Source organism: Dyadobacter chenwenxiniae, from assembly GCF_022869785.1.
In the GTDB taxonomy this organism is placed as follows: domain Bacteria; phylum Bacteroidota; class Bacteroidia; order Cytophagales; family Spirosomataceae; genus Dyadobacter; species Dyadobacter chenwenxiniae.
The window spans coordinates 4,174,674-4,193,400 of sequence record NZ_CP094997.1 but is presented as its reverse complement, the minus strand read 5'-3'; the positions used below and the strand labels follow the sequence as shown (position 1 = coordinate 4,193,400).

The following is an 18,727-nucleotide window of genomic DNA, read 5'->3' as shown; positions in this document are numbered from 1 at the left end:
GAGTAGAGATTGCAAATATAGAAAATATAACAATTCTACCAATACTTGCCGTGCGTCCGTGCAAAAATTGCTCCTCTCCAAAAAATCCGGAGGTGGTTAAAAATGGAGGGGATCAGCCCGAAATGTTTGTGTAAAACTTTAAACCGGTCTATAAGAGAACGGCGGTGGTTTTTGATGGAAAGTCCGCCTACAAGATAGCGGCAGAGAGGGGTTTTTATAAAATGTATTTCAGTGGATTTTTTCAAACATTCAATTTCCCAGTCAATGTCAGCGCTGAGGTTTTCAATGTCATATGTTGGCGCGATGGACTTTCTGACAATAAAAGCCTGGTGGCAAACCTTCATCCCTAAGGCGAAATCCTGCCATTTAAGATTCAACGGCAGTATATGCGGCGTAAATTGACTGCGCAAACCGACTTCGCTTCCATTTTCTCGCACGAGCATGGCATCGCTGTAATATACATCCGCATTGTTTTCAAAAGCTTCAAGCAGGCCTTTTAATGTATTTGGATCAAAAATTTCGTCACCTGCATTCAAAAACCATACATATTTTCCTCTCGCGAGGGCGAGCCCTTTGTTCATTGCATCGTATAACCCGCTGTCTGGTTCGGAAATGATTTTGGAGATAAATGAAAAGGTTGAGGCAATTTTTAGTGTATTGTCGCCGGATTTGCCGTCAATTACCAGATATTCCACCAGCCGGGGATCTTTAACCTCATCGAGTGCAGCCTGCACACTTGTAAGCGTGCGGCCCAGAAACCGTTCCGCATTATAAGTAATGGTGATAATAGTAAGCACAGGAAGGTCATTCATGCGTGAGCAGCGACTGATAAAGTTGTTGATACTGAGCGGCTACAAGGCTCTCGGCATATGTCCCCAGCACCTTGGCGCGCGCATTTTGAGACATTTTAGCATTGTTTTCATCATGCAACACCCATTCAATGCCCTCAGCCAGCGATTGGTCCGAACCTTGCAAAGCAATGTAACCATTGACCTGATGGTCGATCATTTCAGGAATGCCGCCTGTTGCGAAACCGACAGCCGGCGTCCCGCAGGACATTGCTTCCATGATCGTGTTTGGCAAATTGTCTTCCAGGGACGGAACGACGATCATATCCGCCGCATTATACGCTTCGACCATTGCTTCAGAAGTGGAAATTTTTCCCAAATAATGAACAGGCACCGGAAAAGAAGCCATAAACGCTGCATTTGCCTTTCCAAGCACCATAACCTCAACTTCACTGACAAGCACACCAGTTTTTGCCAACGCCTGCCTGAAATATTTAAAACCTTTCCTCGGATCGGCAATGTTGGCGCCGGCAAAAAGAATCAGTTTTTTAGATTCAGGCAAATTTAATTTTTTGCGGATCGCTATTTTGTCCAGCGGCCTAAACAGTTCCGTATCAATGCAATTTGGAATGCATGCAGATTCAATGTGCGCCGTTAATGCTGCTTTTTTGACCAGGCCATCCAGCCAATGACTGGGTGAAATCAGCGCCATTTTTGCTTTTCCATAAATATCCTGTTTCCGCTCAAATTGCTGGAAAGAAATATCGTATTCTTCCGGTTTGGCCAGATAGGGACAATAATGGCAGTGTGTCAGATAGTTTCCGCAACCTCTGCTGTAATGGCATCCGCCTGTAAATGTCCACATATCATGCAAGGTCCAAACAACAGGCTTACCCAACGAAAAGAGCTTATCCAGTGAATCAAGGGATAAAAAGCCGAAATTGATCCAATGTAAATGAATGATATCGGCTTGCTGCACCAAAGGATGGTTGCTGATATCTGCGCCAAATTCCGCCGGGGAAAATGCAAATCTCACAGCTGGGTCTTTTTCCTGAGGATAAAAATAAAGTCGTTCGCCGATGAAACGGGCCAGCGCTTTTTTTGATTGCAGTGCATTTTGCGACAGGCTGCTGACTCCGGGCTCTTCCGCTGTTAACGTCGAAACCAGTAATGCTGATTCAACATTTGATTTCAACAATGCCCGGTGCAAACGCGCCGCGGCTACTCCCGCTCCTCCTTCCAAATGAAAATTGCTGAGGTGAAGCACCATTAAAGCGATCGTTGATTAGGTTGCGTAAAGGATGTTGGGCAACATTTGAAAAGGTAAAATTAAATAGTTCTGTGGTTAAATAAATTTTATCCTTAAAAGTATCTTTATCAAAAAAATAGTAAACAAGGTAAAATGTCTACGGAAAAGCAGAGCCATGAGGCGCATTCGGGTTGGTATGAGGTGCAGTATGCAACTCAGGAGGCAAAGGATAAGGCTATCGAGAACTGGGAATATGATGAGCAGCATAAAACCATTAATCATTGGATCCACCGCCGGCAGCTGGAACTGACTGCGCCTTTTACCATTGAAAAAAAGTCGTGGCTTACGGTGGGGGACGGCTATGGATTCGATGCCAATTACTTTCACCGGCAAGGATTGGAAACGACTGCAACAGACATTTCCGGCACATTTTTGCCATTATCAAAAGCCCGCGGATTTTTTCAGCATTATGCTGTGGAGAATGTTGAAAAGCTAAGTTTTGCAGACGATTCTTATGATTATATTTTTTGTAAAGAGGCTTATCATCATTTCCCGAGGCCCTATCTGGGCGTTTACGAAATGCTTCGCGTTGCCAGGGAAGCTGTCATATTGGTTGAGCCACACGATCCCATCTCCAAAATGCCATTCTTGCTCGCATTGAGGAATGTTCTCGACCGTTTTGACACTAAACTTTTGCAAAAATATTGGAAGAACCGTTATTCGTTTGAGGAAGTTGGAAATTACGTTTTCAAGCTTTCTGAGCGGGAAATGGATAAATTGGCGAACGGGATGGGGTTGCCCGCAGTTGCATTCAAAGGCATTAATAACAACTATTACCACCCGTCTTACGCCAAAGACAAAGCAGACGACTCCTCACCAGCATTTCGTAAAATCAAACGGAAACTCGCTTTCCACAACTCCCTGACCAGGTTCTCCTTAATGCCTTCGCAAGTGTTATGTGCCGTAATTTTCAAAAAGTTACCATCTCAACAAGTCATGGAAGCGATGAAAAGGGAAGGCTTCCAAGTGCACATTTTCCCGCCAAATCCTTATGCGAGGTAAGTTGAATATTCGGGTTCTTCGGCCTCTTACCGTCAAAACCTTACTTTTTATCACTGATAATTCCATATGTATACAATTAATTTTTTAGTCATTGTATACATTACGAGAGGTTGTGAGATTGGTAACAGAAATAATTTGAAAAATTTGGGGGTAACAGTTCTCAAAAACTTGAGATCACAATTGTGATCTCAAGTTTTTGAGAACGCGTCATCTATTTCGAGTTAATCACTCCCGCCAGCCAAAAATATTCAGCTGCAAATCCATTACGTCATTTCCGCGGTAGCGGTAATTGGTGAAGGGTTTCAGGCGGTGCTGGTTGGTGTCAATGTAGTAACGGAAGCCGTTTTCTTCGAAGATCTGGATGATTTCAGCCAGGCCTTGCGGGTTTCCAATGTAGGAGTGGAATTCTACGAAGAGGTTTTGGACATGGCTTAATGCGTCGCGGCAGTCATTGAGCACTTCCTTTTCGGCTCCCTCAATGTCAATTTTCAGGAAATCAATGTGATTTTCCGCCAGTAGGAAGTCTTTTAAGCGGATTGATCCGATTTTTTTCTTTTTAGCATTGGAATAAATGGAGGAAGAATCGGCCGATTCGCTGCCAAACCAAATTCCCTGATCGTCTTTCCAAACCGCTTTGTCAATGATCCTGACATCCTGGATGTTACTGTTTTTTAAATTATTTAGAAGCAATGCTGCAATGTCCGGTTCGGCTTCAAATGCCGTAATGCGCGCTTTTGGAAACAGCTTTTTAAAATACAAAACACTCATCCCAACATTGGCGCCGCAGTCAAAAATGACGGGCGCAGGATTTTTTGACTCAAAATAATAGAACTCATCCGCGAAGATTTCCTTATGCTGCCAGAGAAACGACATCGTGTCTGGAACTGTCAGCCTGAAAGCGCCAAATTCAACTTCCGTCCGCGTATGCCTGCGACTGTTGCCGTACTTCAATAGCAAACCCATAAACTCACGGTTGGTTGAGGTCCGCAAGGCGTTAAAAGGTTCTTTCAGTAAATAGCGCAGCCAATACATATTGTTTTCTGTTTCGTCAGACTCCGTATTTGATCCGGTTCTTGATCTTTAATGCGAGCGGAAGCTTATAATAGTCCGCAAACGCTTGAATAATTTGTTGATCTGGCTTGATTTGCGGGTCGATCCGGATCTTATTATCGCTCATTTCCGAGCCATAATAGCCGGTTTTGAATGTAAAATTAGTCCCGCTGCCGTCTGTGCCAATGTTCCTGATTTTGGAATGCACCGGATAAACGCCATAAGCATTGTTAATAAACTGGCTGTAAGTCCAGCGGATAGCCCAGGAATCAATCACATTTCGCTGTTGCTTTACTAACATGGGCCAAAGATCTTCGCCGCCTGCTTTAAACTGATTTCTTTTATTTTTATCATTTTGCAACCCGGAGAATGCTGTAACGTTCCAATCCGCCTTATCCCACTTGCTTAACCACGTTCCCCAACCCCACGAACTTGCGCGTGGTGCCAGGTAAAGATCTTCTTTATAATGTGCTGGAAACGAAATTGGTGGGCCGTAAGCGGTTACCGAAAAAATATCTTTGCGGGATTCATAAGCGCTTAATGCCTCATTCATGAAAACCAGGAAGTCCGGTGCGCTGAGCATATCATCTTCCAGCACAATCACTTTTCCGAACTGGTTCAGCACTTCTGTAACGCCTTTGATAACAGAAGCAGCCAAGCCGTTATTTGCCTCAGATTTAATGATCTTAATGCGTTGAAAACCGCTAATTGAGCTTAAATAAGCCCTTACCTTAGCAATTAATGGTTCGTCGGAGCTATTGCGTGGCCCATCCGAATAAATGATCAGCTCGCTTTCCGCTGCCAGCATATTCTGTTGCAGCGCCTCAATCGTTTGCTGCAAATGCGCAGGCCGATTGAAACAAAACAACACGATAGGGGCAAGGCTGGCAGGCAAACTCATTGTTAGCTTTTATAAGCATCGATGATCAACGAAGTATAACCGAGCTTTCCGCCTGCATTCCGGCTGTCATGGTCGGCAGAGCGCCTGATCATGCCATCTTCCGGATTCCAGGGCGACTTGTGGAACTGCCCGTTCTCGTCAAAATATTCGAGCTTTTTCACAGTGAAACCCACCGATTCCAGCGAGCGCGACATGATCTGATAATTATAAAGCAGCTTGTGATCATCCGCGCCGTTGCCTGTGCCTCCCGGTTTTACGTAATTAATGTATTCTTCGCTCGGATTAAAGCCGTCCGGAACGGCCACCCGAAGGAAACCGCCGGGTTTGAGGTAAGTATGGCAATGTTTGAAAGCCAGCTGCCCTTCTTCCAGCGTTAAATGTTCCCAAACGTGCTCGGCAAGGATCTTGTCAATAGAATTTTCGTTAAAATATTTTTGCCAGTCACTCTCTTTTAACAAGTTAAGTGTCTCAATATCAGAATGTATCCAGCCTTTGTAAAGCGAATACATGGAGCCCACAACCATATTAACCGGCTTCGACGGATCGTAAGTGGTCAGTTGATATAAACTGAATGGCTGCTTGAGAACACCGGCAATTATTTTTTCTTTTAACGACATCAGAAATGGGTCTGTTTTAATGCTCCAAAGATAGCGGTCTCTTATTTTATCCTCAGAATACTTGTCTTAATTAATTTCCAGCCGCTGCTAAACCCAGCCGAAATGTCCTCTGAAACCTTCCAAAGCAAGATCCCACCGCCAAAGATTACCGTAATCATGACAGATCGCGCTAAGATGATCAGCAGAGTGGTTATCAAATTTTCGGGTTCAGGGAAAGGCATGTAACGGGCTAAGAGATAGGCCGCCGTTCCCAATATTATTACTTTGAATGTTCCGGGTGTAAAGGGTTGTATACCAAGTTTTTGTCTTATAAAAAATAATTTTACAAAATTGTAAACCACGGTTGAAAAAAGCGCGGCGGCGGCGGCACCATTGAAACCGTAAAGCGGGATCAGGAACTGGCTGCTGAACAAGATCAGGATGGTGAAAAACAGCATGAAAACAATGTCGTAACGATAATATTTGGAGTTGGTCAGGATTTCAGAATTCAATCCTGTCATCATATCCGCGATCCGGGAAATGCCGACCATGAGCACGACCCATTTTCCTTGAGAGTAGATTTCTGATTTGGGAATAATACCAAAAATAGCATCAATGTTGGTCCAGATTCCGAGAAACAGAAAAGAGCCGATGATGAACAGGTTAAGGGATGATTTTTTATAAATCGTATCAATGTGGGCGATGTCATTGCGGGCATAAGCTTGGGAAATTATAGGTGCGCTGATCATGACAATGCTGTTTCTGGGAATGGAAATCACGAGTGCGATGCGCGAAGCAATGTCGAAAATCGCTGTGCTGCCCAGGCCGCCTTTAAATGCCGGTAGAAGCACTTTTTCAATGTGCGGAAGCAACGCGGCGCTGGCGCCACCCAGCAAAACCCAAAGTCCGTAGCGATACATTTCCTTGAAAGCGGGATGTTTGATAAAGCCGAAATCCAGCGAAGTGTAAAGCCGTTTCTGGAAATGAAGATAGATCAGCATGGCGGCAATGGCGAGTCCGTAACTCAGCACCGTCAAATTCACCATCGTGTCAAATGTAATGAGTTTGTAGCCAAACAGGATCACCACCGCACTATTAAAAAGCCGTAATCCAACTTCACGGATGAGGGATGGAACTGCGATCCGCAGATTTATCCTGGAATAGGATTCAAGCGCCAGCAAATACACCATCCCGATTGTCAGCGGAATAAAAACATAGTAATACTTGACCAGCATGGGAGAATGGTCAAGATAAAATTTGAGGTAAAGCGGTTTGAAAAGCAGATAAAGCGCCACAAAGGCCGCCAAACCGACGACAGGCGTGATAATAATGAATGTAAAAAGTTGCCTGCGCGAATCATGGTCCTGGAACCGGCTATGAAAGCGCACGGCCACGGACGGAACACCCAAAAGGGCAAATGACATGTAAATGACAGGGAAAGTCAGCAGCGTGGAAGCGTATAAACCCAATTGTTCCTGTGTCAAAAACTGGTTGTAGAGTATCAGGATGTTGAAAATTCCGATAACAACTCCAACGTAAGAAACGATTGAACTTTTAAAACCCTGACGTACAATAATCCCCATGAAGGTGCAAATGATTAACAGGGCGAAATAAGACAAAAAGCAGAAGATAGCCTAACTGCGGCAGCCATTAGTTCCTTTGCATGATTGTGATAACTTTGCTTCCCTAATTAAACACACTATTTCTTGAAAGTGATGAATATCGTTGGGGCACGCCCCAATTTTATGAAGGTTGCGCCGCTACACCGCGCTTTTTCTTGTTACGGGGACATTGAATCCTTAATAGTCCACACGGGCCAGCATTATGACTTTCAAATGTCGGGCATCTTTTTTCAGCAACTTTATCTTCCCGAACCAGCTTATTTCCTGGGCATTAACAGCGGTTCACACGCGCAGCAAACGGCCGGGATAATGCTGGAATTTGAAAAAATCTTGTTGATGGAAAAGCCGGACCTGGTGCTTGTAGTTGGCGACGTCAATTCCACGCTGGCTTGCGCCTTGGTTGCTGTGAAAGAACATATTCCGGTTGTTCACGTGGAAGCGGGGCTGCGAAGTGGCGACCGGAAAATGCCCGAAGAAATCAACCGGATCATGACGGATGCCATTGCGGATCACCTGTTCGTGACAGAACAGTCGGCGGTCGATAATCTATTGAAAGAAAATATTCCTGCGTCCAAAATTCATTTTGTAGGGAACGTCATGATTGATTCGCTGCTGCATTGTTTGAAGGGTCTGTCAGTTGATCAAGAATCAGCGCATTTGCTCTCAAGTGGGCCGGGTCACATTCTATTAACACTTCATAGGCCTGCTAATGTGGATGAGCTTGACGGTTTAGTTGAGATTATGGCTATGATCAGGAAATTGACAGGATTGCAAAAAGTGATTTTTCCGGTTCACCCGAGAACATTAAGAAGTTTTGAATTGAATGGTTTGTTATCCCATTTGAGAAGAATCAAAAACCTCGAAATCTTAGCGCCGCAGGGTTACATTGAATTTTTAACACTTGTCAAACGTGCAAGCTTGGTCGTTACCGATTCCGGAGGCATTCAGGAAGAAACTTCATTTTTACAAATCCCCTGCATTACATTAAGAGAAAGCACGGAACGGCCTGTGACGGTTGAAGTTGGGACAAACCATTTGTTGCCGGCCTGGAACGCAGAATCAGTTTTTGAGCTGGCGAAACAAATCTTACGAGGAAATTGCAAAAAAGGCCGGATTCCAAATCTTTGGGACGGCAGCACAGCCGGGCGCATCGTGACAATTTTAAGAGAAAAGTACATTAATTCGTACGTTTGTGCCGATAAGCGTCAATCGTCGGATTAGTAATGATTAAAAAAATAAAAAATAACGCCTGGGATTTTCTTAACGGAGTTGGTTTGGGTGGCAGCGTCCAACTTTTTCTGGATGGCGCGTTGAAGCAATATGGCTGGTTCAGGAGTTTTCATACCAAGCAATCCGTTGATGCAAACGGCGATCCGCTTCCCTGGTACACTTATCCTTTTATTTTATTCCTGAAACCGCGACTGAAGTCCTCATTTACCGTTTTTGAATATGGTTCGGGCAATTCCACGCGTTGGTATGCCGCCCGCATAAAGGAAATCACTGCCGTAGAACACGATGCAGACTGGATCAAGCAAATTAAACCCAAACTTCCCTCAAATGCGAAAGTGGTTGAAAAACCGCTGGGCGAGTCTTATATTCAGGCAGTTAAGGATGCGGGTAAACTTTACAATATGATCATTGTCGACGGGCGGAACAGGGTTAAATGCGCCAACTTTGCCGTAGACTACCTTACGCCCGACGGTGTGCTGATCCTGGATAATTCCGAAAGGGAATGGTATCAAAAGGCCAAAGAATATTTGAAAGATAAAGGTTTCAGACGGCTGGATTTCATTGGCATGGCGCCCATTGTGGGCATTGAAACCTGTACAAGCGTATTTTACAGGGATGGAAACTGCCTGGAAATCTAATAGGGGAATTTAATTTCGTAGGTTATCTTAATACAATCTTTTCCTCCGATGTTTTTCTTGAAACGGCTCAGAGATGGCTTATGGTCACCGTTTTCATTCAATGAAATGCCGAGATCGAGGATTTCAATATGCTCCTGCTGACAATGATTGTAAACGGCTTCTGTGAGCATAACCATGGGGCTGTAAACGCGATATGATAGCAAGTCGTCGCACAGGAAGTTATAAAGGATCTTGTTGTTAACCCGGACCGTTAGTGTGAGTGCGATAATTTTCGCTTTGTCCATAACAGCAAAAACGCGATAAGTGTCCGGAAATTTTTGCCTTAAATTTTCGATTTGCCACAATGTTAACGGCATCCGGTAACCTTTCTGGTCACGACATTGCGCTAGAAATTCATAAACGGTTGCGCATGGAAGTTCGGGCAATATCGCAGCCTGAAATCCAGCAGCAATTGCTTTATTGAGCTTACGTTTTTCAGCAGATTTAATCCGGCCGATAAAACTATTCTGGTCAACTGGAATAAAACTGTTTGCAAAACACTGAATAACCGCAAATCCGGTATTTATGTAAACATTGTGTAGTAAATTATGTAAAATTGGCTGATAACAAAATGGAGCCGTTTTAATGATCAGCTTTTTTCCCGAACGTCCCTTCATCCAATCTATAATACAGCGCGCAAAAAAAGTTAACTCACTATCCGTACAGCCATTCGCGCATTGGATCCCACCGAACGGCGCGTTTGGCGGTGAGATCCAGACATTCGCAGGCTGTTCCACACATTGAAAAATGGCAACGACATGCGCGGAATTCCGGCGCTGCAAATGGAAGGCATATACTATATCGGTAGTTTGGGTTGTTAAATGGCCCGGAGTGAGATACAAAAAGGCAGGGAAAGAGGGATCGGTCAAAAAATGACTTTTACCGGCATAAAGGTAAACTTCCAGTTCACCCGTTTTCCAGAAATAGTGTGCGTTATATTGAATAATATCGGAGCTAAACTTCTTAGTTTTAGAAAGTAAACGATATTTTGCTGTGAAAAAGGCGATTTGCTAACTATTTTCACTAAAGTTGTGAAATATTGATATACTAAATTGATATTTTTTATGTTTAATACAATGCTGATTGCTATTTTTGTAAATTAATCGGCCTGTTTAGACAGACACCTGCATCTTATAAATTAAATTGGACTTAAACCCGTACATGAAACACATACTTATTGCCGAAGATCATGCTGTAGTGAGAATAGGCACCAAACACCTCCTCAAATCACTGATTCCCGACTCAACTATTTCGGACGTAGACGACTTTGATAAAATACTTCAGGAACTTGAAGTGAAATCATATGATCTTTTAATTCTGGACATCAACATTCCTGGGGGAAACACAACGAAGATGGTCGAGACCATTCGTCAAAAATCGCCCGGGATCAGGATATTGATGTTCTCTAGCTATGATGAGCAGCAGTACGGTTTGATGTATCTGCAAGCCGGAGCGGATGGATATTTATCCAAAGACGCGCCTGAGGAAGAGTTCAAAACAGCCGTAATGAGCGTGTTGAACAATAAAAAATATATGAGCGAAGATATGCAGCAAATGAATATCAACAGGCTCATCAATCCACGGGAATTCCAGCCTGATCCGGTCGTTAGTTTATCTCCAAGAGAAACGGACGTAATGAACCTTTTAAAGGAAGGTTTAGGGACCGCCAAAATTGCTGAAAAACTTAACCTGCAACTCTCAACCGTTAGTACTTACAAAGCACGTATTTTCGAAAAATTAGGGGTGAAAAATATAGTAGAACTGATCACAAAGATCAAATAATTGTTTTCGGGAAATATCTGAACCCTGTACTTAGCAGTGCAGGGTTTTTTTTGTGTGTTTGGTTGAGTTCTTTGGTTAATTAACCTTCAAATAAGTCTTACTGACCTTCTAATAAACGCATTGTACATCTTGATTTTTGGAACTAAAATTTGATCAGGCTCCCATGCTTACTGAATCAAGTTCTTACCATATCCAAGATTGAAAAATGAGACAATGTTACAAGTCAGCACTATCCATTCTGCTTGTCGTCGCGGTTTGTTTTACTATTTATTACATTCAAAAAGCTAAACCAGAGACTATTACAGCATCAGCAGCGAAATTGCCGTTGATTAAGCCGGTATTTAGCAAAAAGCTTGGCGAACCTATGCCGCAAAGTGTAGTTACTGGCATTCAACAACGTCTGGCTCAAATGGAATATAAAATTTCTTTTGACGATAAAAAGCAATCTCTTCAAAGTCCAAACAGGCAGCAAAATCTCAGGGCTTATTATAAACCCGGGCATTTTACTATCCAAAATCGTGTAGACTCGGCGGGTCTTGACTTTGAACTGGAACTCGTGAATGAGGGAATTTATGCGGATGGGCAGAAATTCTCCGAAGTGCAAGCCAACGCAATTTCTGAACATATTGATAACAAACTTCAAATTAAACACCGGGATTTTACTGAGGAATACATTAATGACGAACAAGGCATTCGTCAGAATTTTATTATTCACAAGGCACCGGTCGATACGAAGGTTATAGATATCCATCTGTCCGCTAAGGGATTGAATGTTAAAGATATGGGTGAAAATGAGTTGCTATTTTATGGGAAAAATTCCGGTGGTTTTTCAAATCGGCTTATATACAAGGACTTGAAATGCTGGGATGCAAATGGGCAAAATCTGTTGGCATCGTTATCCAGCGAGGATGATCGTATATTATTGTCAGTTAATGTCAAGGGAGCAGCTTATCCAGTTACAATTGATCCGATAGTAGTGAATGGCAATCCCGGTAATGCGAATGCAACGATTCAAAATAATCAAAGCTATGCCAACTTAGGCTGGTCCGTGGCAAGTGCCGGAGATGTGAATGGAGACGGATTCAGCGATGTGATAGTAAGCGCTGTTCAGCAGGACAGTGATGATTCTTCTCCACCAGTCAATGACGGTGCGGTTTTTATTCATTACGGGGCAGGGCTTGGTATAAATCCCGTTGTAAATCAACCTGCTTCCTTACTTATGGAAAGTGAGGATCAGGAAATCGGATATGGCTGGTCCATTGCAAGTGCCGGTGATGTGAATGGCGATGGATTCAGCGATGTGATTGTAGGAGATCCAAATTCTAACCATAATGGATCTGGGAATGGTGCTGCATTTATTTATTATGGCAGGACATCATCGATTAACCCAGTCGCTGCTACGGTACTTACTTGTAATGCTGTTAGCGCTAATTTTGGTTTTACTGTGGCATCTGCGGGAGATGTCAATAATGATGGTTATAGTGATGTGATTGTTGGTTCTCCTGATAGTGGGCAGGCATATGTTTATCATGGTTCGGCGACTGGGGTCGACAATGTACCTGAGATCGTGCTGGAAGAGATGCAGCCTGATCAATCATTTGGGTGGTCTGTGGCCAGTGCCGGCGATGTGAATGCGGATGGATTCAGTGATGTGATCATTGGTGCCCAAGAATATGATCATGGGCAGGCAAACGAAGGCGTTGCATTCATCTATCATGGTTCGGCTGGTGGTTTGCCAGCACAGTATGCGGCTCTTTTGGAAATTAATGAGTCTTCTGCATATTTTGGCCGATGCGTCGCAAGTGCAGGTGATGTGAATGGCGATGGTTTCAGCGATGTTATCGTTGGTGCGCCATATTGTGATAAAGGAGCTCAGAACTCAGATGATGGTGCAGCATTCATTTATCATGGCTCCTCGTCTGGAATCAATAATGCTGTTTCTGTTAAAATCACCGGGGAAAAACCAGGCTCATGGATGGGACACTCGGTCGCAAGTGCGGGTGATGTAAACGGCGACGGGTATAGCGATATAATAATTGGCGAACCCGGATATGCCGGAGAAATTAACGAGGGCGCTGCATTAGTCTTTCCGGGATCAGCTTCTGGCATCAGCTCAGTGTCCATTTCAAACATCAGAAGCGGACAAAGCGATTCCTTTTTAGGCTGGTCCGTAAGCAGCGCAGGTGATGTTAACGGGGACGGGTTTAGTGACATTATGGCCGGTGCGCCTTCTTTCGATAGTCCGCAGATAAACGAAGGCGCAGCATTCATCTACAACGGTTCCGCAGCGGAGCTAAATTACCTTTCCAGCGCTACGTTACAGTCCAATCAAAACGGAAGCCAATCAGGCTACTCCGTTTCAAGCGCGGGAGATGTGAATGGCGATGGATTTACTGATGTGATTGTGGGTGCGCCTTATTTTGATAACGGTGAAAGTAACGAAGGAGCCGCATTTCTTTATTACGGTTCGGCATCGGGAATATCATTAAACGGTTTCGAAACATTGGAAGGCAATCAGGCCGATGCGAATATGGGGTTTTCTGTATCCGGTGCGGGTGATGTGAACGGGGATGGTTTTAGCGATGTAATAGTCGGTGCACCCATGTTCGATGATGCACAGGCGAACACCGGTAGGATCTTTATTTTTCACGGATCGTCGTCCGGGCTTAATACGCAGGCCGCTTTAACATTGTCTTACAATCAGCTGGGAGGGAGATTTGGACATGCTGTTGCCAGTGCCGGCGACATTAATGCGGATGGATATAGCGATGTCCTTGTTGGCGCGCCGGGATATGATAATGTCCAGAGTGAGGAAGGCGCAGCATTTGTTTATTATGGCTCTGCATCGGGAGTTTTGAACAATGAAACGATTCTGGAAAGCAATAAGGCAGGCTCGTTTATGGGTGGATCAGTGTCTGGCGCGGGGGATCTTAACGGTGACGGATATAGCGATGTTATCGCGGGGGCTCACTTTTACAATGACGGACAAGTCTTGGAAGGCGCGGCTTTTATTTACTATGGCTCGCAATCTGGTGTTGATCCGCAGACCTCTGATATCTTGCAAGTAAATGAGTCCCAAGCGGCATTAGGCGTTTCAGTTTCTTGTGCCGGTGACGTTAATGGGGATGGATTTAGTGATGTCATAGTTGGTGCCGATCACTATATTTCCAATAACCTAATGCAAGGTGCGGCATTTGTTTTTCACGGCGCTCTTGCCGGTGTTGATCCAGATTATAAAACGAAACTGTTAAGTAATCAGGCTGCCGCACATATGGGTTTTTCTGTATCTGGTGCAGGCGATGTGAATGGAGATGGATATGCTGATGTGGCTGTGGGTGCACCTGAATACGACGGAGGCCAGACTGACGAGGGAGCTTTATTCATTTATCAAGGATCTCCCGCCGGCATTAACCCTGTCATAGCGATTGAGATCGAGAAGAACCAAGGGAAGGCGAAACTAGGTTACGCCGTTGCAGGCGCGGGTGATGTAAATGGCGACGGTTATAGCGATGTGGTCGCCGGAGCTCCTTTCGATGCGGCCAATGTGAATGCGGGAGAAGCCTACACCTATCATGGAAACCGTGGAACCGGTACGAAAAATAATATCAGATTGTATAATGCCGATTTAAACACAATCCTGGACCATAACAATGTAACAGAAAACACTTTTGGCGTAGGCTTATACGAAAAATCCTTTTTAGGTAGAAACAGAGGTAAACTCGTCTGGGAAACTGCGAAAGAAGGGGAGGCATTTTCAAAACCAGTGCTATACACTTCAATAACGGGCAGCACCGAATTTACCGAACAGCAATCCAGCTATATCAGCACGGGACAAGCACCAATTGAATACAAAAATGTGGTTGCGAAAACTGGAAAAGCTACAAAAGTCCGGGTGCGGATCAAATATGACCCGGTCCTTGCCATTACGGGCCAGGTCTATGGCCCATGGCATTATTCTTCCACTTCGATGCTGAACGGTGGTGGTGTCTTACCGGTTGAACTGGTCAGTTTTGAGGCTGTAAAATCAGAGAATGCTGTCGAGCTCATGTGGAGGACAACTTGGGAAAGAAATAGTAAGCATTTCGAAATCCAGCGAAGTTCAGATGCGAAAAATTGGCAGACTATTGGCCTTGTAAATGCTTCAACGTCTTCGAACGCTGAGATTCGCTACCATTTTACAGATGCCAAACCGCAAGATGGTGAGAATCATTACCGACTCAGAATGGTGGATCAGGACGGAACATTTGCTAATAGCCGAATTCAGGTGGTCAAATTTGATGTTGGCATTGATCCCTTTCAAGTCAAGGTTTTTCCAAATCCAGCTTCCGAGAAACTGTTTATTAATACTGCGAATCCCGAAAGTATAGCCAGCATCGAGTTGCTGACTTTAAACGGAAAGATGATTTATAAATATCAAAAATTGCCAAAAGAAATTGACGTCAGAGGAATGGCTCCGGGCGTGTATCTTTTGAAGGTTAGGCACCTCAACAGCTCGGTAACATCCCAAAAGCTTGCCATTGGAAGGTAGGGTCGGATCAACAAAAGCAGTAGAAAGCGGCTTCAAATCGAGGCCGTTTTGTTTCTTTCCCGTACGTTTGCACAGATAACATCAATGAAAAACGGTCATGCGCAAATTGCGGGTTGAAGAAATGGGCCGGTTGACGGTGGAGGAATTTAAGGAGGCGAAAAAATTTCCTTTTGTTGTTGTTCTGGATAATATTCGAAGCTTAGCCAATGTCGGGTCTTTCTTTCGCACTGCGGATGCCTTCCGTGCTGAGAAAATTATTCTATGTGGTTATACGCAAAGCCCGCCGCACAGGGAAATCACCCGAAGTGCGATCGGTGCAGAATTGTCCGTTGCCTGGGAGAAAAATGAAAGCGCCGTAGATGCGGTCATGCAGTTGAAAGCGGATGGATATGAAGTTTGGTGTGTGGAACAAGCGGAGGGAAGCGTAATGCTGCAGGATTTTGCTCCGAATGATAAAAAACCCTGCGCATTTGTATTCGGAAATGAGGTCGAAGGTGTTGCTGATGATGTAATTGCCGCAGCGGACGGTTGTCTGGAAATCCCTCAATTCGGGACCAAACACTCTTTTAATGTGTCCGTATCTGCTGGAATCGTGTTTTGGGAATTTGTAAGGAAAAAAATAACATAAATATAATATAAGATATTTGGTGTTTACCGCTTCTAAGCAGTAATTGCAGGTTATAAATGCGTTAACATATCCTCACGTTCGCGCTCGCGTTTCCGTAAAACGGTCCGAGTGAAAACTTTACTTGTTTTAAAACAACATTATGAAATCTGCCACAAAAAAATTAACGACCGAAATTGCAGAAACGCTTTCCGGCAAAATCGCTGCAGTTTCTGCAGGTTCCAAGAAAATAAAAAAGTCCATTGAAAAAGCAGCTGCCAAACTGGCTAAAAAGGTAGCTAAATTTGAAAAGGAGACAGAGAAAAAGAAGGCAAAAGATGCTAAAAACGCTGAAAAAAAGCTAAAAACAAAGGATAAGGGTAAAAAAGAGGGCAAAAAGGAAAAAGCTGCGAAGGTTGCCGCGTTGGTTGCTGCCGCATCATCCAAAGCCACCGTCGCTGCTCCTGCGAAACCCGTTCCTGCAAAGACAGTAAGTGCTAAGCCAGCGGCTCGCAGCACATCCCGTTCGGCGGCAAAGCCTGCCGGAGTTGCTGAGCAAACAGTGGTTGAAACGCCAGCGCAATAAGATTAATAAGGACTGAATTTAAGAGGCAGCACCGCAAAGTGCTGCCTCTTAACATATATGCCTTAGCCAAGCATTCCGATTGTGACCAGCATCCTGCCTGTGAAACCCTTTTCGAAGCGGTAAGAAAAATAATCGTCATTATTCAGGACCGTGGAATACTTAGAAACCTGAATGTTATCCGGGAACAAGCCTGCGGAAATTAACTGGTCCCGGTTAGCTGCTTTCAAGTCCACGAAATATTTATTCTTTTCCATGTCGAACCGCTTGAATCTTCCTTCAAAATGGTCTGAAACATCTTCGCCAACTTCGAAAGAACATTCGTCAATGCAGGTTCCAACGTAAGCGACGCAGTCCTTAGGGTCGATGCCGAACTCTGTTTGAAGCATTGAAACAGTTTTGCCGACAATGCGTTTGACCGTTCCCCGCCAGCCAGCGTGAATAGCAGCAATGCTCCTGGTAACTGGATCGAAAATCAGAACAGGCGTGCAATCTGCAACGGTTACTGCCAATTGAATGTTAGCCTTATTTGTGATCAGCGCGTCATAACCTTCAAATCGACCGGGATTTTGAACATTTAGGATTTTATCCTCATGCACCTGATGTGACTTGGCAACTGTTTCAAAAGAAACATTTAATGCATTGAAAAACCGCAAATTGTTTTCTAGAACATTGTCGGGATCGTCCTGCGAGCCACCCAGATTCAGTGATTGATATGGACTTTCGCTAACGCCTCCGTGCCGCGTGCTTTCCGCCGCGATGAGGCTTCTAAATCCGGAAAATATTTCAGGACTTCTGAAAAGCGGCTTTACCGCGCTGGTTGCTATTGAAGACATTGAAACGGAATTCTTGGTAAATTTTACAAATGTAGAGTTTACAAATTAATGACGGTCAATGGAATTTATTCGGCTATGATATAAGTTTATTGTCCGGGCCGCAATCCGTCACATTCCTTGCCTTAAAATATCGCAATTCAGGTAAATGGGAATAAAAGAATTAAATTTGCGGCTCGAAGTGCTTCAACATGATTAGTAAATATGATAAAAGTGAGTGTGTGTGTTGTCACTTACAACCACGAAAAGTTTGTAGCGCAGATGCTGGACTCGATTTTAATGCAGCAGACTACATTTCCTTTTGAAATTGTTGTAGGGGACGATTGCTCTAAGGATAATACAGCGGCTATTTTGAAAGCTTACCAGCAAAAGTTTCCCGATAAGATCAGGCTTTTGCTTCATCCGAAAAACATGGGGCTCAATGGAAAATTCAATGCACTTGCCACGTTTGCAGCCGCCAAAGGTGAATATATAGCTCAGTTCGACGGAGATGATTACCTGATTTCTCCGCACAAGCTGCAAAAACAAGTTGAAATGCTGGACGCAAATCCGCATTATTCAGCTTGTTACCACAATGCACGCGTGATTTTTGATGATAACGCCGCGCCGCCTTATCTGGTTAATACGCTTTCAAAGCCGGAAATCACGGTGGATGACCTGGTAGGAGAGGACGAACTTTGTTTTATCGCCACATCAAGTTTGATGTTTCGCAGAGAAGATTTTGCCAAACATCCTGATCCTGAATGGACTAACCTGTCGACAAGTGGAGATATCCCAAGAAATATCATGTTCGCAACCCGCGGCCCGATTGGCTATATTGACGAAGTAATGTCAGTTTACAGAAAAAACAGGGGCGGGGCAAGCTTTGCGGACAACCATTACGGCGCCGATTTCCTTTTTAATCGTATTCAGCTTTATTCCAACATTAACAAGGAGCTGGACTATAAATACGATGATAAACTAAAAAAGAACATTGCCACTTACTATTACAAGCTGCTGTTTTCGAAGGAATATGGGAATACTTATTGGCCAAGACTGAAGTATGCGGTGAAATATCTTGCAACTGGGGATCCTTCGCCGGAGAAAAAAAAGGAGGTTATCCGCGACTTCGTGCTGCCGCCCGCAGTTATGAAACTGTACAGCTTCTTTGCATTGAACCTCTATAACATCAAGTCAAAGGCAAAGGCATAAAAAAAGGGATCGTGAGATCCCTTTTTTGTGA

General features: G+C 44.1%; 16 protein-coding genes. 8 read left to right on the top strand and 8 right to left on the bottom strand.

Annotated elements, in window-relative coordinates:
- Positions 1–35: 35 nt before the first annotated feature.
- Together MUK70_RS17860 and MUK70_RS17855 are read right to left on the bottom strand one after the other, a co-directional pair.
- Complete coding sequence (locus MUK70_RS17860; protein WP_234654229.1) at positions 36–812, bottom strand: glycosyltransferase; 777 nt, start codon at positions 810–812, stop codon at positions 36–38.
- The gene (locus MUK70_RS17855) at positions 805–2,058 is read right to left on the bottom strand and encodes a glycosyltransferase family 4 protein (protein WP_234654227.1); all 1,254 of its coding nucleotides are present in this window, start codon (positions 2,056–2,058) and stop codon (positions 805–807) included. Before MUK70_RS17855 ends, MUK70_RS17860 begins: the two co-directional genes overlap by 8 nt.
- Before the next feature lie 132 nt (positions 2,059–2,190).
- Here MUK70_RS17855 and MUK70_RS17850 point away from each other — a divergent pair, with 132 nt between their 5' ends.
- Positions 2,191–3,099 (top strand): class I SAM-dependent methyltransferase, encoded by a 909-nt coding sequence (locus tag MUK70_RS17850; protein ID WP_234654225.1) that lies wholly within the window; start codon positions 2,191–2,193, stop codon positions 3,097–3,099.
- A gap of 225 nt (positions 3,100–3,324) precedes the next feature.
- Here MUK70_RS17850 and MUK70_RS17845 read toward each other — a convergent pair whose 3' ends face one another.
- Genes MUK70_RS17845 through MUK70_RS17830 form a run of 4 tightly spaced genes read right to left on the bottom strand, consistent with a single transcriptional unit; the run spans position 3,325 to position 7,229 of the window.
- Entirely contained in the window at positions 3,325–4,131 is an 807-nt protein-coding gene (locus tag MUK70_RS17845; RefSeq protein ID WP_234654223.1) for an FkbM family methyltransferase, read from the bottom strand.
- A 16-nt stretch (positions 4,132–4,147) separates the two neighbouring features.
- A complete protein-coding gene (locus MUK70_RS17840) occupies positions 4,148–5,050 on the bottom strand; it encodes a glycosyltransferase (RefSeq protein ID WP_234654221.1) in 903 nt (300 codons plus the stop codon).
- Positions 5,051–5,052: 2 nt separating this feature from the next.
- Complete coding sequence (locus MUK70_RS17835) at positions 5,053–5,667, bottom strand: class I SAM-dependent methyltransferase (protein WP_234654219.1); 615 nt, start codon at positions 5,665–5,667, stop codon at positions 5,053–5,055.
- Positions 5,668–5,708: 41 nt separating this feature from the next.
- Positions 5,709–7,229, bottom strand: a complete 1,521-nt coding sequence (locus MUK70_RS17830) for a lipopolysaccharide biosynthesis protein (RefSeq protein WP_234654217.1) — start codon at positions 7,227–7,229, stop codon at positions 5,709–5,711.
- A 132-nt stretch (positions 7,230–7,361) separates the two neighbouring features.
- Here MUK70_RS17830 and wecB point away from each other — a divergent pair, with 132 nt between their 5' ends.
- Positions 7,362–8,489 carry a non-hydrolyzing UDP-N-acetylglucosamine 2-epimerase gene (gene wecB / locus MUK70_RS17825; protein ID WP_310590050.1) on the top strand — a complete coding sequence of 376 codons (1,128 nt, stop codon included), beginning with the start codon at positions 7,362–7,364 and terminating at the stop codon, positions 8,487–8,489.
- Positions 8,490–8,491: 2 nt separating this feature from the next.
- Entirely contained in the window at positions 8,492–9,136 is a 645-nt protein-coding gene (locus MUK70_RS17820) for an FkbM family methyltransferase (protein ID WP_234654213.1), read from the top strand.
- On the opposite strand, the gene MUK70_RS17815 is transcribed toward MUK70_RS17820, so the two are convergent.
- The gene (locus MUK70_RS17815) at positions 9,133–10,044 is read right to left on the bottom strand and encodes a hypothetical protein (RefSeq protein ID WP_234654211.1); all 912 of its coding nucleotides are present in this window, start codon (positions 10,042–10,044) and stop codon (positions 9,133–9,135) included. The genes MUK70_RS17820 and MUK70_RS17815 overlap by 4 nt on opposite strands.
- A gap of 292 nt (positions 10,045–10,336) precedes the next feature.
- Between MUK70_RS17815 and MUK70_RS17810 the strand changes: the two genes are divergently transcribed.
- From MUK70_RS17810 to MUK70_RS17795, 4 genes are all read left to right on the top strand, one after another.
- Entirely contained in the window at positions 10,337–10,957 is a 621-nt protein-coding gene (locus MUK70_RS17810) for a response regulator transcription factor (protein WP_234608490.1), read from the top strand.
- Between the two features lie 205 nt (positions 10,958–11,162).
- A complete protein-coding gene (locus MUK70_RS17805; RefSeq protein ID WP_234654209.1) occupies positions 11,163–15,485 on the top strand; it encodes an FG-GAP-like repeat-containing protein in 4,323 nt (1,440 codons plus the stop codon).
- Between the two features lie 97 nt (positions 15,486–15,582).
- Positions 15,583–16,113, top strand: coding sequence for an RNA methyltransferase (locus tag MUK70_RS17800; RefSeq protein WP_234654207.1), 531 nt, complete (start codon positions 15,583–15,585; stop codon positions 16,111–16,113).
- A 139-nt stretch (positions 16,114–16,252) separates the two neighbouring features.
- Complete coding sequence (locus MUK70_RS17795; protein WP_234654205.1) at positions 16,253–16,675, top strand: histone H1/H5 family protein, HCT subfamily; 423 nt, start codon at positions 16,253–16,255, stop codon at positions 16,673–16,675.
- Positions 16,676–16,737: 62 nt separating this feature from the next.
- On the opposite strand, the gene pgeF is transcribed toward MUK70_RS17795, so the two are convergent.
- Positions 16,738–17,508, bottom strand: coding sequence for a peptidoglycan editing factor PgeF (gene pgeF, locus MUK70_RS17790; RefSeq protein WP_234654203.1), 771 nt, complete (start codon positions 17,506–17,508; stop codon positions 16,738–16,740).
- Positions 17,509–17,709: 201 nt separating this feature from the next.
- Between pgeF and MUK70_RS17785 the strand changes: the two genes are divergently transcribed.
- Entirely contained in the window at positions 17,710–18,696 is a 987-nt protein-coding gene (locus MUK70_RS17785) for a glycosyltransferase family 2 protein (RefSeq protein ID WP_234654201.1), read from the top strand.
- Positions 18,697–18,727: the final 31 nt, after the last annotated feature.